We start from the raw sequence: 15,430 nt of genomic DNA on the forward strand, positions 1-15,430 counted from the left end.
CTTACTTTTTCAGCTTTGCGAATGCCGCTGCCATCGCGCCTTGCGTTTCCGCTTCGCGACGGTTGCCGCCGCCGAAGCCCTTGCCACCGCCGTTGCGCTGGCCGCCACGATCGTTCGAACGGTCAGCCCCACCCGTACGGGCCGCGGTCTGGCCCGGCTCGTCGTCCAGGCGCATCGTCAGGCCGATACGGTTGCGCTTGACGTCGACTTCCATCACCTTGACCTTCACGATCTGGCCGGCCTTGACCACTTCGTGCGCGTCCTTGACGAACTTCGTCGACAGCGCCGAGATGTGGACCAGACCGTCCTGATGCACGCCGATGTCGACAAACGCGCCGAAGGCCGCCACGTTCGTCACCACGCCTTCGAGCACCATGCCCGGCTGCAGATCCTTGACGTCCTCCACACCCTCCTGGAACGTGGCGGTCTTGAACTCGGGACGCGGATCGCGGCCCGGCTTTTCCAGTTCGGTCAGGATGTCGCGCACGGTCGGCAGGCCAAACGTGTCGTCGGCGAATTGCTGGGCCGACACGCCGCGCAGCGCGTCGCGGTTACCCATCACATCGGGCAGGCCCTTCTTGATGTGGTCCAGGATGCGCTGCACGACGGGGTAGGCCTCCGGGTGCACCGACGAGCGGTCCAGCGGGTTGTCGCCGTTGTTGATGCGTAGGAAGCCGGCGGCCTGTTCGAACGTCTTGTCGCCCAGGCGCGGCACCTTCTTCAGTGCGTCGCGGTTGGCAAATGCGCCGTTGGCATCGCGGAATTCGACGATATTGCGCGCCAGCACCGAGTTCAGGCCAGACACGCGCGCCAGCAGCGGGGCGGAGGCCGTGTTGACGTCCACGCCCACCGCGTTCACGCAGTCTTCCACCACGGCGTCCAGCGTGCGCGCCAGTTCGCGCTGGTTCACGTCATGCTGGTACTGGCCCACGCCGATCGATTTCGGGTCAATCTTGACCAGTTCGGCCAGCGGGTCCTGCAGGCGGCGGGCAATCGATACCGCGCCGCGCAGCGAGACGTCGAGTTCCGGGAATTCCTTGGCCGCCAGTTCGGACGCCGAATAGACCGAGGCGCCAGCCTCGCTGACCACGATCTTGGTCAGCTTCAACTCGGGCGCGCCCTTCATCAGGTCCTGCACGAGCTTGTCTGTCTCGCGGCTGGCCGTGCCATTGCCGATCGAGCAAAGGGCGACATTGTGCTGCTTCGCCAGGCGCGCCAGCGTGGCCAGCGAGCCGGTCCAGTCACGGCGCGGTTCGTGCGGGTAGATCGTTGCGGTTTCCAGCAGCTTGCCCGTGGTGTCCACCACGGCGATCTTGCAGCCTGTGCGGATGCCGGGGTCGACACCCATCACTGCCTTCGGGCCGGCCGGCGCCGCCAGCAGCAGTTCATGCAGGTTGCGGCCGAAAACCTTGATGGCTTCGCCTTCCGCGGTCTCGCGCAGTTGCGTCAGCAGTTCGGTTTCCAGATGCGGCTGCACCTTGACACGCCAGCACCAGCGGCACACGTCGGCCAGCCATTTGTCGGCCGGGCGGTTCTGGTTCTGGATGCCAACGTGGCGCGCGATCATGCCTTCGCACGGATGCGGCACCATGGCGTCCTGTTCCTCGCCAAGCCCCAGCTTCACCATCAGCACGCCCGCGTTGCGGCCGCGGAACAACGCCAGCGCGCGGTGCGACGGCACGGTGCGGATCGTTTCGCTGTACTGGTAGTAATCGCGGAATTTCTCTTCCTCGGCGGTTTCCTTGCCTTCCATGACGGTTGACGACACCACGCCGTTGTTCCACAGATGTTCGCGCAGCTTGCCGAGCAGTTCGGCCGTTTCGCCGAACTGTTCGGACAGGATGTCGCGCGCACCGTCCAGCGCAGCCTTGACGTCGGGCACGCCGCCTTCGGCGGTCGGGTTGCCGTTGACGTACTTGGCGGCCTCGGCCTGCGGGTCGAGCTTCGGGTCGGCCAGCAGGGCCTGCGCAAGCGGCTCCAGCCCGCATTCGCGCGCGATCTGGGCGCGCGTACGGCGGCGTGGCTTGTACGGCAGGTAGAGGTCTTCCAGTGTCTGCTTGGTTTCGGCAGCCTCGATGGCCGTGCGCAGTTCGTCGGTCAGCTTGCCCTGTTCCTCGATCGACGCGAGGATCGTGGCGCGGCGATCTTCCATGTCGCGCAGGTAAAGCAGGCGCTCTTCAAGCGTGCGAAGCTGGGTGTCGTCCAGGTTGCCCGTGACTTCCTTGCGGTAGCGGGCGATAAAAGGCACCGTGGCGCCTTCATCCAACAGGTCGACGGCAGCCGCCACCTGGCGTGGTTGAACAGACAGTTCGGCCGCGATCAGCGACACAATCTTTTGCAGGACAGAAGCAGGCAGATTGGACATCGAGAATACGAGTCAGTCGAAAGCGGGGCATTGTGCCACAAGCCCGGCGCTGTTCCGGTGACGGGAAGATACCTTTTATGGCCGCTGTTTCACGGCAGGTCTGGCCGCACCCGGCGGGGCGCAAGTTGCAGCGTCCGCACCGGCGCCCGGTGTGGCCCCGGATGCTAGAATCGGGCCATGATCGTCAAGCCCCATTCGGCCACCATGGCTGCCCCGGTTTCCCCAGTATCCACAGTGTCCCCAGTGTCCATAGCGCCCGCAGTGACTCCCACTGTTCTCGCCATCGTGCTTGCCACGCTGATGCTGGCCGCGCCAATGCGCCCGGCGCTGGCGCAGGCTTCCGCGCCGGCCGCCGCCGTGGTCGTTCCGCCTGCCCCCGCAGCGTCGCGTGATTTCGAGGCGGAGCGCAAGGCGATCGACGATTCGCGTGCATGGACGAAGTATCGCTTTTCCGTGGCCGAGCGCGAGTGCTACAGCAAGTTCCTGGTGAACCACTGCATCGACCAGGCCAAGGATGTCCAGCGCTCGGAGTTGCAGTTGCTGCGCACCCGTGAACTCGAAGTTGGCGATGCCGAGCGTGCCTTCAAGGCGGCCCAGCGCGATCACGACCAGGCGCTGCGCCAGGCGGAGTTCGAGGCCAGCCAGCCAAAGCGGGCCGCCGACGAGCAGGCCAGCCGCGAAGCATTCGAGCGCAAGCAGCAGGAACAGGCGCTGCGCGACGCGCAGCGTGGCGCCGATGCTCCGCAGCGGGCCGCCAATGCCGAGGCGTACCAGAAGAAGCAGGGCGATTTTGCGGCGAAGATGCAGGAAGCGCAGCAGAAGGGTGCCGAAGAGGCCCGCCAGCATGAAGAGAACGTCAAGGCGTACCAGCAGAAACAGGCTGATGCCGTCCAGCGCCAGAAGGACCTGGACGAGCGCCGTGCCCATGCCGCGGAGAAACAGAAGCAGCCGGGCCAGTCGTCGACACCAAGCCCGTTCGGATTCTGAGCGAAAGCTGAATAGCGGCGCGCAGATTGGCGGATTGGCCAGGACAGAGCAGCGGAAGGCGCAACATGGACGAAAACCTCAATACTCTGGCGCGGCAGATCATCGAACTGCAGATCGAGCATCGTGATCTGGACTTCATGATCGACCGTCTTTCCTCCGATCCGGCGCACGACGAACTGCAGCTGCGCCGCCTCAAGAAGCGCCGTCTCAAGCTCAAGGACGCGATCACGCTGCTGCAGTTGCAGCTTGAGCCCGACGTACCCGCCTAGGTCCGCCTGGATCTGCCCAGACCAGCCATATCCGGCGCAATGACAATGCGCGTGCCGCGATCCGCTGCACGCATCAGGAAGCCTCAACTTGTCCGAACCGATCGAAGACGCATCCCCATCCGCCGACCGCGCCGAACCGGCTGACTTGGCCGAAGCGCCGGCGTCGCTTGCCGACGCCGTTGCCGCCACCGCGGCGGACCAGGCCGCGGCAAGGTCTTCGCAGCTTGCGACGATGTTTGCCGATACCGGCACGCTGGCCAAGGCGATTCCTGGCTATCGTCCGCGCGCAGCCCAGCACAAGATGGCAGAGGCCGTGGCCAATGCGATTGCCGAGAACGACACGGTGATCGTCGAGGCCGGGACCGGCACCGGGAAAACCTTCGCGTACCTCGTGCCGGCAATGCTATGGGGCGGCAAGGTCATCCTGTCGACCGGTACCAAGAACCTGCAGGACCAGCTCTACCTGCGCGATATCCCCACGGTACGCCACGCGCTGAACGTGCCGATCTCGGTGTCGCTGCTCAAGGGGCGCGCCAACTACGTCTGCCACTACCACCTCGAACGCGCCCAGGCCAACGGCCGTCTGGCATCGAAACAGGATGCCGCGTGGCTGCGCGAGATTGCGCGCTTCGCAAAGACCACTGCGTCCGGCGACAAGGCCGAACTCGCGGCCGTGCCGGAAAACGCGCCCGTGTGGCAGCTCGTGACCTCCACGCGCGATAACTGCCTGGGCAGCGAATGCCCGAACTACAAGGAATGCTTCGTGATGCGCGCGCGCAAGGAGGCCCAGCAGGCCGATCTTGTGGTCGTCAACCATCACCTGTTCTTTGCCGACGTGGTGCTGCGCGATACGGGCATGGCCGAACTGCTGCCCGCTGCGAACACGGTGATCTTCGACGAGGCGCACCAGTTGCCGGAGACCGCGACGCTGTTTTTCGGCGAGACGCTGTCGACGAGCCAGTTGCTCGAGCTTGCCCGCGATACCGTGGCCGAGGGCCTGTCGCACGCGCGCGATGCGGTGGACTGGGTGGCGCTCGGCGCGCCGCTCGAAAGGGCCGCACGCGACCTGCGCCTGGCATTCAACAAGGAAAATGCGCGCCTGGCCCTGGGGCAGATCGAAGCCGATCCGCGCATCCGCGAGCCGTTCCACGAAACCCTCGATGCGCTGGATTCGGCGCTGTCAGACTTCGTGGAGGCGCTGGAGTCCCAGGCCGAACGTGCCGAGGAACTCGAACAATGCCATCGCCGCGCGCTGGAACTGGCGCAACGGCTGGCGGCGTGGCGCGACGACCGCACTGCTGCAGCCCCTGCGTCCGATGCTGCCTCGGAAGCTGCATCGGCACCCGCTGCCGACGAGGAAGCCGCGCCGCCATCAAAGGCCGCCCAGCCCGCCCAGTTCGGTCCCGATACGGTGCGCTGGGTGGAAGTGTTCTCGCACACGGTGCAGTTGCATCGGACGCCGCTGTCGATCGCGCCGATTTTCAGCCGCCAGCGTGAAGGCCAGCCGCGTGCGTGGGTCTTTACCTCGGCCACGTTGTCCGTGAAGGGCAATTTCACGCACTACGCCGCGCAGCTGGGCCTCGATCGTGACCGTTCGCTGACACTGCCGAGCCCGTTCGACTACGCGAAGCAGGGGCTGCTCTACGTGCCGCGCGACATGCCGCCGCCGAATTCGCCGCAGTTCACGGAAGCCGTGGTGGAAAAGGCGCTGCCGCTGATCGAGGCGGCCGGCGGGCGTACGTTCCTGCTCTGCACCACGCTGCGCGCCGTGCAGAAGGCGTCGGACATGCTCTATGACCTGTTTGCCCAGCGCGGCATCAACCTGCCGCTCCTGGTGCAGGGGCAGGCCAGCCGAACCGAGTTGCTGGACCGCTTCCGCGAGCTGGGCAATGCGGTGCTGGTGGGCAGCCAGAGTTTCTGGGAGGGCGTGGATGTACGCGGCGAGGCGCTGTCGCTCGTGATCATCGACAAATTGCCATTCGCGCCGCCTGACGACCCGGTGCTTGCCGCGCGTATGGAAGTGCTGCAGAAAAAGGGGCTCAGCCCGTTTGCCGTGCATCAGTTGCCGCATGCGGTCATCACGCTCAAGCAGGGCGCGGGCCGGTTGATCCGTTCGGAATCCGATCGTGGCGTGCTTGCGATATGCGACACCCGGCTCGTCGAGAAACCGTACGGACGCCAGATCTGGCAGAGCCTGCCGCCCTTTACGCGCACCCGCGAGGCCGATACGGTCATCCGGTTCCTTGAGGGACTTGGCAAGCGGGAGGTGCCTGAGTCCGACTCGGACGCTGGTTCGGACACCAACGCGGACACCAGCGCGGACATCAACGCAGAAGACGGCGTGGAATAACGGAGTCCGTTGTCAAATCATGCGGTTCGTAAAAACCTGACTTGGCAGTAAATAATTCGGAGAAATCTGATTTCGGTGTGATCGTCCCGTCGATAGGCTGTCCTCCTGGCATTTTGTGCAGGGCAGACAACAGATATGACGAGCATGCAGTGGGTCAGGCGCATGGCCGGGCGCGTCCGCGCCGGCGTGGTGGGCAGGGTGGCGCCAATGCTTCTGGGTGCCATGCTTGCCGGATGCGCCCTGGCGCCCGGCATGCGCATGGACGTTGCACCCGCCGCCGTGGGGGATGCCGACACCGGTGTTGTTCCGATTTCATGGGAGCTCATTGAGGCGCTGAGCACCGAGCCCTCGCCGGGGAATCGGGACATCGCCGCCTTGCTGGGTATCCCCGAACCGTACCGTATCGGCCCTGCAGACATCCTTTCGATCATCGTCTGGGACCATCCCGAGCTGGTGTTCCCGCATCAGACATACTCGATCGGCAGCGGCTACGAAATCCCGAGCTACAGCGGTGCAGCCAGCGTGCCTGGCTACGTTGTGAGCCAGGCAGGGGAGATTCAGTTCCCCTATGCCGGCAACATGAACGTGGCCGGCATGACAGTGCGGGAACTGCGCGCTCGCATAACCAAAGTCCTGGCGCGCGTCATCCAGTCCCCCCAGGTGACTGTCCGCGTATTGGCTTACCGCAGCCAGCGCATCTACATCGACGGCGAGGTAAAGACTCCCGGGCCGCAATATATCGACGACGTGCCGATGACGCTCGTTGAAGCGCTCAATCGCGCCGGCGGCGTGAACGTCAGCGCCGGGGACAGCAGCCGCATCGAATTGAACCGCAGCGGCAGGCGCTGGATCATCAACCTGCCGGCGCTATTGCGCGAAGGCCATGACCCTTCGGCGATATTGCTTCGGAGCGGCGACATCGTGCGCGTCGAGCAGCGAGAGGACGGCAAGGTATTCGTTCTGGGCGAGGTCAACAAGCCTTCGGTGGTCCTGCCGCGCAACGGGCGGCTGACCCTCAACGAAGCCTTGGGCGAAGCGGGCGGCGTGAACCCATTGACGAGCGATCCCAGGCAGATCTACGTGGTGCGCAAGCCTGAGACGGGCCACCCGCAGGTGTTTCACCTCGATGCGCGGTCGCCCGTCGCGTTGGCTCTGGCCGAGGGCTTTCCGCTCAGGCCGCGTGACGTGGTCTACGTCGACGCCGGAGACATTACCCGCTGGGCGCGTGTCGTGAACCAGCTCATTCCAAGCGCGCAATACGTCAATTCCACCGCCGACGTTCTCAAATGATCCGCCACATTCTTGTCTTATGTATCGGCAACATCTGCCGAAGCCCCATGGCGCAGGGCCTGTTACGGCATTCCCTGCCCGATCGCACCGTGTCGTCGGCCGGGTTTGAAGCGGTAACGGGAGCTTCTGCCGACGCCGTAGCAATCGCCGTGAGTGCAGCCGCCGGGATCGATATATCCGGGCACCGGGCGCGGCAACTGGCCCTTGGACACCTTGCGGCGGCCGATCTGGTGCTGGTCATGAACGACAGACAGAAGAGCGAGGCGCAACTGATGTGCCCGCCGGCCTCCGGCAAGGTATTTCGTATCGGCGATATCTCCGGGCAGGACGTGCCCGACCCGCTTGGCGCTCCGTATGCCGAATTCGAACGCGTATTCGAACTGATCCGCTTGAGCGTGCAGACCTGGGCGCCACGCATCCGCGCGTTCGCCTGACTGGCCTGTGGGAGTAGGGGAGTATCGATGTTACAAATGCAAACGGGTGCGCCGGAGATGCCGGATGCGGTCAATCTGGCAGCGGTAGTCAATGCACTGGTCAGGTACCGCTGGGCCGTCGCGGCGATCATGTTCGTCTGCCTGCTGATTGGGGCGCGCGCAGCATTCCTGGCTACGCCGATGTACAAGGCGGACATGCTGATCCAGCTCGATGACGGCTCGTCGGCCTCGGCCGCGAAGGGGTGGCTCGGCGACGCTGCCGCGCTATTCGATGTCAAATCGCCGGCATCGGCAGAAGCGCAGATCATTGGATCGAGACTGGTGGTGTCCCGCGCAGTGGACAGCTTGCAGGGCTACATCGATGTAAAGCCCCGCCGGCCGCCGCTGATCGGGACAATTGCCGAGCGCATGAACGCGGCGGATGGCTGGCCGCGCATAAAAGGCCTGTCAGGCTATGCGTGGGGCAGGGCTTCGGCAAAGGTGGCGGGTTTCGACGTCCCACCGGATCTTGAGGGGAAGGGCTTCACGCTGACTGCGCTCTCACCGCAGGCGTGGCAGCTTGCCGGCCCGGGGCTCGCCGCCCCCGTTCGCGGGGAGGTCGGCGTCGAGAAGATCGTGCAGTCCGCCTCTGGCGAGATACGTCTGACGGTGTCGGCGCTCGATGCGTGGGCCGGAACGCCGTTTACGCTGTATCGCCGATCTCGCCAGAAGGTTGTGGACGACGTGCGCAAGGGGCTGGCCGTTCAGGAAAAGGTCAAGCAGTCGGGCATTATCATGGCCACACTTACGGGGCACGATCCCGCGCGGGTCAGCGCGCTGTTGGGCGAGATTGGAGCCCAATACATTCGGCAGAACGTCGAACGCAAGTCAGCCGAGGCGGCACAATCGCTGGCTTTCCTGGATCTGCAACTGCCCGAACTGAAGCGTCAGCTCGAATTGGTGCAGGGCCGGTACACGGCGATGACCGCCCACCATGGCATCGTCGATCTGCCGGAGGAGGCCAGGCTGGCTCTCAAAGCCGCCGCGGACGCGCAGACCAAGCTGATGACGCTGCGCCACAAGCGCGACGAACTGGCCACGCGCTTTACCGGCGAACACCCGGGCATGGTGGCGATCGAGCGGCAGATTGCGGCCGTACGTCAGCAGCAACAGAATTTCGACCAGACCGTCAAGCGGCTGCCCGTGCTCCAGCAGCAGGCGGCGGAGTTGAAGCTGGACATGCGTGTCGCCACTGATCTCTACACCGTCCTGCTTGGCAGCACGCAGCAGCTTCAGTTGATGAAGGCAGGACGTGTGGCCAGTGCACGGATCGTGGATGTCGCGGTGACAGGGAAGGAGCCCGTGGGGCGCAACCGGGTGGCAGTGATGCTGGTTTCGCTGTTCGCCGGCCTGGCCCTCGGCACCATTTTCGTCGTTGTCATGGGGCGGCTGTCAGGGGCCGTTGCGGAACCCGACGAAATCGAACGCGCGCTTGGCGTGAGCGTGATGGCGACGCTGCCACTGTCGAAGGCGCAGCGAAAGCTGGACGAGTCCGAGCAGCGACGGCCGATGGCGCTGGCCGCGCCTTCCGACCCCGCAATCGAAAGCATGCGCAGCCTGCGTACGGCGCTGGTGCTCTCGAATCCGAAACCCGAGAAGAACGTCCTGCTCGTGACCGGGGCGGAGCCGGGGGCCGGCAAGTCCTTCCTGGCGGCAAACCTCGCGGCCGTACTGGCCACGGGAGGGGCACGCGTGCTGCTGGTGGATGCCGATATACGCCGAGGGTATCTCCACGACAGCTTTGGCGTGCCGCAGGCGCCCGGGTTATCGGACATCCTGGCCGGCGCGGCGCAACTCGACGGGATCGTTCATGCCGATGTGGCGCCGGGCGTGGACCTGGTCGCCAGGGGCAGCGCGTTACCGGATATGAACGACCCCTTCATGGGTGCCGGCCTGGAGCCGTTGCTCGATGCTTACCGGTCCCGCTATGCGTGGGTGATTGTTGATACGCCGCCGATTCTGGCCGTCGCCGATACGATGATGATGGCGCGGCATTCCAACGTGCTGTTGCTCGTTGCACGTTCCGGTCAATCGCGGCTGGGCGACCTGAGGGAAGCGTGCAAGCGCCTGAGGCAATGCGGGCAGATGCCGACGGGCGTCATCCTGAATGGTGTCGTCCCCAGGCTCGGGCGCTATGGCACGGGCTATGGCGCGAGATACGGCACTGTCTACGGCAGCCACGGCAACAGCGGAACCTGATTCGGCCTTCAGCAAACATCTGGCAAGGTCCGGCCGCATCAGGCCGCATCAGGCAACAAAAAACCCGCACGCTCGCGTGCGGGTTTTTTTACGTGCCGGCGTGCATGACGCAGCCGGGTCAGTCCGGGTCAGTTGATCAGAACACTTCCCACCAGGACTTGTCCTTGCGGCGCTGGCCGTACTTGATGAAGTCGCTGTTCGGGTAGTTGCGTTCCATCACGCGCGCGGCGTCGTCGCGCAGGTCCTTCATGCCGAGTGCATCGTACGAGCGAACCATGATGTACAGCGCTTCCTCGTTGGCTGGCGCACCGTCATAGTCCTTCAGCGCCTGCTGGGCACGGTTGACGGCGGCAAGGTAGGCGCCACGGCGATAGTAGTATCGCGCCGCGTGCACCTCGTGCTGGGCCAGCGAGTTGACGATGTACTGCATGCGCAGCGTTGCGTCCGGTGTGAACTTGCTGTCCGGGTAGCGCGTAATCAGGGTCTGGAACGAGTCATAGGCCGCGCGTGCTGCCTTCGGGTCACGTTCGCTGAGATCCTGGCCCGAGAAGCGGCCCAGCCAGCCGAGGTTGTCGTTGAAGTTGATCAGCCCCTTGAGGTAGTAGGCGTAATCGATGTTCGGGTGACTCGGGTGCAACTGGATGAATCGGTCCACCGCGGCCAGGGCAGCGGCGGTCTCGCCATCCTTGTAGTTGGCGTAGGCGGTGTCGATCTGCGCCTGCTGCGCGTAGCGGCCAAACGGATAGCGGCCCTCTAGCTTTTCATAGAGCTTGACGGCGCGTGTGTAGTCGCCGCCATCGAGGGCATCCTTGGCTTCCGAATATAATTTGTTCGCCGACCAGCCGGCCGTCTCGTCCGGCTGGTCGCCCAGCAGGCCGCATGCAGACAGCATGACGCAGCCGCCTGCGAGCAAAATCGCTCCAAATCTCGCGCGCCAGCTGGCGCGTTTCAAGCTCTGCAATTGCATGGGCAACCTGTTCCGGATGAAAAATAGCGCCAAGCATTATAGCCGAAGCCCCCAGCCCGAAACCGGTCTGGTACGCCACACCGAATCCGCTGCTTCCGCGGAAGTGGACTCAGACGAATTCGGCGACGTCGGTGAGTTCAACGAAGAAGCGGCCAGCCCGTCACCAGCCGCTTCGGATCTCGTACCCCTTTACCTTGAAGTCGATAGTGCCGCACACGGCGAGCGCCTCGACAAACTGCTTGCACGCCACTTCAGCGAATTCTCGCGCAGCCGCATCCAGCAATGGATCGAGGACGGCGCCGTGCGTGTGGATGGTGAGCCCAGCCGTGCCAAGGCATCGGTCCAGATGGGCCAGCAGATCGAGATCCAACCCAAGGCGGCCCCCGAGTCGATGGCCTTCACGGCCGAAGACGTGCCGCTCGATGTCGTGTACGAAGACGATGCGCTGCTTGTCATCAACAAGCCGTCCGGACTGGTCGTGCATCCCGCGGCGGGCAACTGGAGCGGCACCGTGCTCAACGGGCTGCTTCATCGCGACCCGCACGCCGCGGGCCTGCCGCGCGCCGGCATCGTGCATCGGCTCGACAAGGAAACCTCGGGCCTGATGGTGGTGGCCCGGACGCTGACCTCGCAGACCGATCTGGTTCGCCAGCTTGCGGCGCGCACGGTAAAGCGGACCTATATCGCGCTGGTCTGGGGCGAGACGCCGGACGAGGGCACCATCGATGCCCCGATCGGCCGCGATCCGCGCGAGCGTACGCGCATGGCCATCGTGCATACGAACAGCGGCAAGCCTTCGCGCACGCACTTCGAAACGCTCGGCACCGTGCCGCTTGGCCGTGGCAAGGTCTCGATGGTGATGTGCCAGCTGGAGACCGGCCGCACGCACCAGATCCGCGTGCATTTCGAGTCGATTGGCCATCCGCTGGTGGGCGATCCGGTCTATCACAAGGCTACCCAGCGCGGCCAGCGCCCAGCGATCCGTGTGCCGCTGCCCGTCCCGTTCACGCGCCAGGCGCTGCACGCGTACCGGCTGGGGCTTGTGCACCCGGTAACGGGCCGCAAGAAGTCCTGGGAAGCAGAACCGCCCGAAGACCTGCAGGCACTGATCGACGCGCTCGATTTCGAGGGGCAGTCGCAAGACGACGAAGGCGACGAAGAGGGCGAGGACTGGTACGAAGGGGACGACGATGGCGACGACGACTGATCGTCCGGCCTGGATCGTGCCGGACTGGCCAGCGCCGGTTCGCGTGCGCGCGTTGTCGACCACGCGCCATGGCGGCGTCAGCGCTGGGCCGTACGGTCTGGCCGACGGCATGCCGGGCGGCTTGAATCTCGGGACCCATGTCGGCGACGATCCGGCTGCCGTAACCATGAACCGGCAGCGGCTGGCGGCACACCTGCCGGCCATGCCGCACTGGCTGGAACAGGTGCATGGCTGCGGCGTGGTGACTGCCGACGGGGCCTCGGTCGACGTGCCGCAGGCCGACGCAAGCATCGCCACGGAAACGGGCCATGTCTGCGCGATCATGACGGCCGACTGTCTGCCGGTGCTGCTGTGCGATGCCGCAGGCACGGTGGTCGGCGCCGCGCATGCTGGATGGCGGGGCCTCTGCGACGGGGTGATCGAGGCCACGCTGGCGCGCATGGCCAAGCATGCAGGACCCGATCCACAGTGGATGGCTTGGCTCGGCCCTGCCATCGGGCCCACGGCATTCGAGGTCGGTGCGGAAGTCCGGCAGGCCTTCCTCGATCGCGCGAGCGACGAGGATCGAGCCGCGGTCGAAGCGGCATTCCGGCCCGGTGCGCCGGGCAAGTACTGGGCCGACATCTATACGCTCGCGCGCATCCGGCTGGCGCGCTCGGGCTGCAGGCACGTCCACGGCGGCGACACCTGTACGGTCACTGACGCCGACCGGTTCTTTTCCTATCGCCGGGACCGTACCACGGGCCGCATGGCTACGCTGGTCTGGATCGAGGGCGGGCCGGAACAGGGCTAACGGCGGGAATAAACGCGCAGAAAAGCGGGGGACGGCGGGCCTAGTGGTCGGTGTCGCTGTCCGTCGCGTCCGCCTGCGCCTGCCCGGCTTTTGCCGCAGCAGCTTCATCTGCCTCACGCGCCTTCCTGCGCCGGCGCCTGCCTGGCGTCCCCATGATGTACACCACGATGGCCACCGGCCCCAGGCCGTAAAACAGGAAGGTTGCCACGCCGGCCACCACGTTGGTTTCGGTGATCGCCATCATCAAGGCGACGTATAGCCAACCAATTGCCACGATGTACATCAGACTTTCATCTCTTTCGTGTATGAGTTACGTGCTGCCCCGCAGGCCGCGTCAGACCTACCGTCGGGTAGGTCGGGCGCGGGCCGTGGGGGAGTTGTTTGCCGTGCTGATTTCCGCATTGACAGCCTCTACATTGCAAGGCAACAATGCCTTCAAATGTATCGGAATCGTGGACATTCACCACGGTTCCGCCGGCAAGCATAGCGTATGGCGCAGGGCGTCCGAGGCCGCCCCGGTAGTGATGCCAGACGTAACCCGAAACAGGGGCGGGTCGGGAGACAGTCACCCCGAGCCCGTCAATCAATACGACGGCAGAGAGACGAATACATTATGGCGACCGGCAAAGGTGCGGCAGCTTCCGGCAAGGAAGGCAAGTCCCAACCGTTTCAGTTCGTGCCGGGGCCATTTGATCCAGCCTCATGGCTGGAGTGGTCCCGTCAGTGGGTACCCGAAGCCAACGGCGAGATGCCGGCTGGTTTTCCGGCAGGCATGGCCGGCGCGTTTCCCGGTGGATTCCCGGGTGGCGAGGCTTTCACCAAGGCATTCCAGAGCGCCTTCCAGGGTGCTGGCCTGAATGGCGCGGATGGCGTGAGTCGCGTAAAGATCGCGCCGACGCAGCTTGCCCACATCCAGCAACGCTATTTCAAGGATTTCGCTGAACTCTGGCGCGAAATGGGTGAAGGCGCAGTTGCCGGCGGCACGCCTGCGGCCAACGGCGCCGCTGGTGATTCCGCCAGCCAGCGCCTGTCGGACCGGCGCTTTGCCAGCGCGGCCTGGCGCAACAATGCGGCATATCGATACACCGCCGCGTTTTACCTGCTGACCGCACGTGCGATGACCGAACTGGCCGATGCGGTCGAGGCCGACCCCAAGGTCCGCCAGCGCATTCGCTTCGCCGTGTCCCAGTGGGTGGACGCGATGTCGCCAGCCAACTTCCTGGCCACGAACCCCGATGCGCAGCAGCGCCTGATCGAATCGGGCGGCGAGTCGCTGCGCAGCGGCGTTCGCAACATGCTGGAAGACCTCGGCCGCGGCAAGATTTCGCAGACCGACGAAACCGCCTTCGAAGTGGGCCGCAACGTCGCCGTGACCGAAGGTGCGGTGGTCTACGAGAACGAGTATTTCCAGCTTCTCCAGTACAAGCCGCTGACGGACAAGGTCTACGCGCGACCGCTGTTGCTGGTGCCGCCGTGCATCAACAAGTTCTACATCCTCGATCTGCAGCCGGAAAGCTCGCTCGTGCGGCACGCTGTGGAACAGGGGCATACCGTGTTCCTGGTGTCGTGGCGCAACCCCGATGCCACGATGGCGGAGCGCACCTGGGACGACTATATCGAGCACGCGGCAATCCGCGCGATCGAGGTGGCCCGTGACATCAGCGGCCAGGACAAGATCAACGTGCTGGGCTTCTGCGTGGGCGGCACGATCATCTCGACGGCGCTGGCCGTGCTTGCCGCGCGCGGCGAGCGTCCGGCCGCCAGCCTGACATTGCTGACCACGCTGCTCGACTTTACCGATACCGGCATCCTCGACGTGTTCGTCGACGAGTCTCACGTGCAATTGCGCGAAGCCACGCTCGGTGGAGGCGCCGGTGCCCCGTGCGGGCTGCTGCGCGGCGTGGAACTGGCCAATACGTTCTCGTTCCTGCGCCCGAACGACCTGGTCTGGAACTATGTCGTCGACAACTATCTGAAGGGCAACACGCCGGTGCCGTTCGATCTGCTGTTCTGGAACGGTGACGCGACCAACCTGCCTGGCCCGTGGTACTGCTGGTACCTGCGCCACACCTACCTGCAGGATGAGCTGAAAGTGCCCGGAAAGCTCACGGTCTGCAATGCGCCGGTGGACCTGGGGACGATTGATATTCCGACGTACATCTACGGGTCACGTGAAGACCATATCGTGCCGTGGACCGCGGCCTATTCGTCTACCGCGCTGCTCGCCAACAAGCTGCGATTTGTGCTGGGGGCGTCCGGCCACATTGCCGGCGTGATCAATCCACCTGCCAAGAAGAAGCGCAGTCACTGGATCAATGACGCGCTGCCGGAGTCGGCCCATGACTGGCTGGCCGGCGCGCAGGAGCAGCCGGGTAGCTGGTGGCCGGACTGGATGGCGTGGCTTGGCAAGCAGGCCGGCCAGAAGCGTGAGGCGCCAGCCAGCTTCGGCAACGCCCACTACAAGGCCATTGAACCGGCGCCCGGACGCTACGTCAAACAACGCGCCTGATTTTCCTGAGGGCCGGCCGCC

At 64.9% G+C, this 15,430-nt stretch carries 12 protein-coding genes; 9 read left to right on the plus strand and 3 right to left on the minus strand.

Annotated elements, in window-relative coordinates; genetic code table 11:
• Position 1 precedes the first annotated feature (1 nt).
• Positions 2 to 2,365, minus strand: a complete 2,364-nt coding sequence (locus B552_RS0115365) for a Tex family protein (RefSeq protein WP_019449922.1) — start codon at positions 2,363 to 2,365, stop codon at positions 2 to 4.
• 177 nt (positions 2,366 to 2,542) lie between these two features.
• On the opposite strand from B552_RS0115365, the gene B552_RS0115370 reads away from it, so the two are divergent.
• From B552_RS0115370 to B552_RS27530, 6 genes are all read left to right on the plus strand, one after another.
• On the plus strand, positions 2,543 to 3,352 hold the full coding sequence (locus B552_RS0115370) for a hypothetical protein (protein WP_026035692.1): 810 nt from the start codon (positions 2,543 to 2,545) through the stop codon (positions 3,350 to 3,352).
• 65 nt (positions 3,353 to 3,417) lie between these two features.
• Positions 3,418 to 3,621: a DUF465 domain-containing protein gene (locus tag B552_RS0115375; RefSeq protein ID WP_019449925.1), complete on the plus strand. Its 204-nt coding sequence runs from the start codon at positions 3,418 to 3,420 to the stop codon at positions 3,619 to 3,621.
• Between the two features lie 145 nt (positions 3,622 to 3,766).
• Positions 3,767 to 5,971 carry an ATP-dependent DNA helicase gene (locus B552_RS27525; RefSeq protein WP_237718225.1) on the plus strand — a complete coding sequence of 735 codons (2,205 nt, stop codon included), beginning with the start codon at positions 3,767 to 3,769 and terminating at the stop codon, positions 5,969 to 5,971.
• A 207-nt stretch (positions 5,972 to 6,178) separates the two neighbouring features.
• Positions 6,179 to 7,261 (plus strand): polysaccharide biosynthesis/export family protein, encoded by a 1,083-nt coding sequence (locus B552_RS0115385; RefSeq protein WP_157160265.1) that lies wholly within the window; start codon positions 6,179 to 6,181, stop codon positions 7,259 to 7,261.
• Positions 7,258 to 7,695 carry a protein-tyrosine-phosphatase gene (locus B552_RS0115390; protein ID WP_026035694.1) on the plus strand — a complete coding sequence of 146 codons (438 nt, stop codon included), beginning with the start codon at positions 7,258 to 7,260 and terminating at the stop codon, positions 7,693 to 7,695. The genes B552_RS0115385 and B552_RS0115390 overlap by 4 nt, the downstream gene beginning before the upstream one ends.
• Positions 7,696 to 7,722: 27 nt before the next feature.
• Positions 7,723 to 9,933, plus strand: a complete 2,211-nt coding sequence (locus tag B552_RS27530; protein WP_157160264.1) for a polysaccharide biosynthesis tyrosine autokinase — start codon at positions 7,723 to 7,725, stop codon at positions 9,931 to 9,933.
• Between the two features lie 136 nt (positions 9,934 to 10,069).
• Here the strand turns inward: B552_RS27530 and B552_RS0115400 are convergent, their stop codons facing one another.
• Entirely contained in the window at positions 10,070 to 10,900 is an 831-nt protein-coding gene (locus B552_RS0115400) for an outer membrane protein assembly factor BamD (protein WP_026035695.1), read from the minus strand.
• 16 nt (positions 10,901 to 10,916) lie between these two features.
• Here B552_RS0115400 and B552_RS0115405 point away from each other — a divergent pair, with 16 nt between their 5' ends.
• Both B552_RS0115405 and pgeF read left to right on the plus strand, forming a co-directional pair.
• Positions 10,917 to 12,107, plus strand: a complete 1,191-nt coding sequence (locus B552_RS0115405; RefSeq protein WP_026035696.1) for an RluA family pseudouridine synthase — start codon at positions 10,917 to 10,919, stop codon at positions 12,105 to 12,107.
• Positions 12,091 to 12,900, plus strand: a complete 810-nt coding sequence (gene pgeF, locus B552_RS0115410; protein WP_019449932.1) for a peptidoglycan editing factor PgeF — start codon at positions 12,091 to 12,093, stop codon at positions 12,898 to 12,900. Before B552_RS0115405 ends, pgeF begins: the two co-directional genes overlap by 17 nt.
• 40 nt (positions 12,901 to 12,940) lie before the next feature.
• Here the strand turns inward: pgeF and B552_RS0115415 are convergent, their stop codons facing one another.
• Positions 12,941 to 13,183, minus strand: a complete 243-nt coding sequence (locus B552_RS0115415; RefSeq protein WP_019449933.1) for a hypothetical protein — start codon at positions 13,181 to 13,183, stop codon at positions 12,941 to 12,943.
• 330 nt (positions 13,184 to 13,513) lie between these two features.
• Between B552_RS0115415 and phaC the strand changes: the two genes are divergently transcribed.
• The gene (gene phaC, locus B552_RS0115420) at positions 13,514 to 15,409 is read left to right on the plus strand and encodes a class I poly(R)-hydroxyalkanoic acid synthase (protein ID WP_019449934.1); all 1,896 of its coding nucleotides are present in this window, start codon (positions 13,514 to 13,516) and stop codon (positions 15,407 to 15,409) included.
• The last annotated feature ends 21 nt before the right edge of the window (positions 15,410 to 15,430 follow it).

This window comes from Cupriavidus sp. BIS7 (assembly GCF_000292345.1).
Lineage (GTDB): Bacteria > Pseudomonadota > Gammaproteobacteria > Burkholderiales > Burkholderiaceae > Cupriavidus.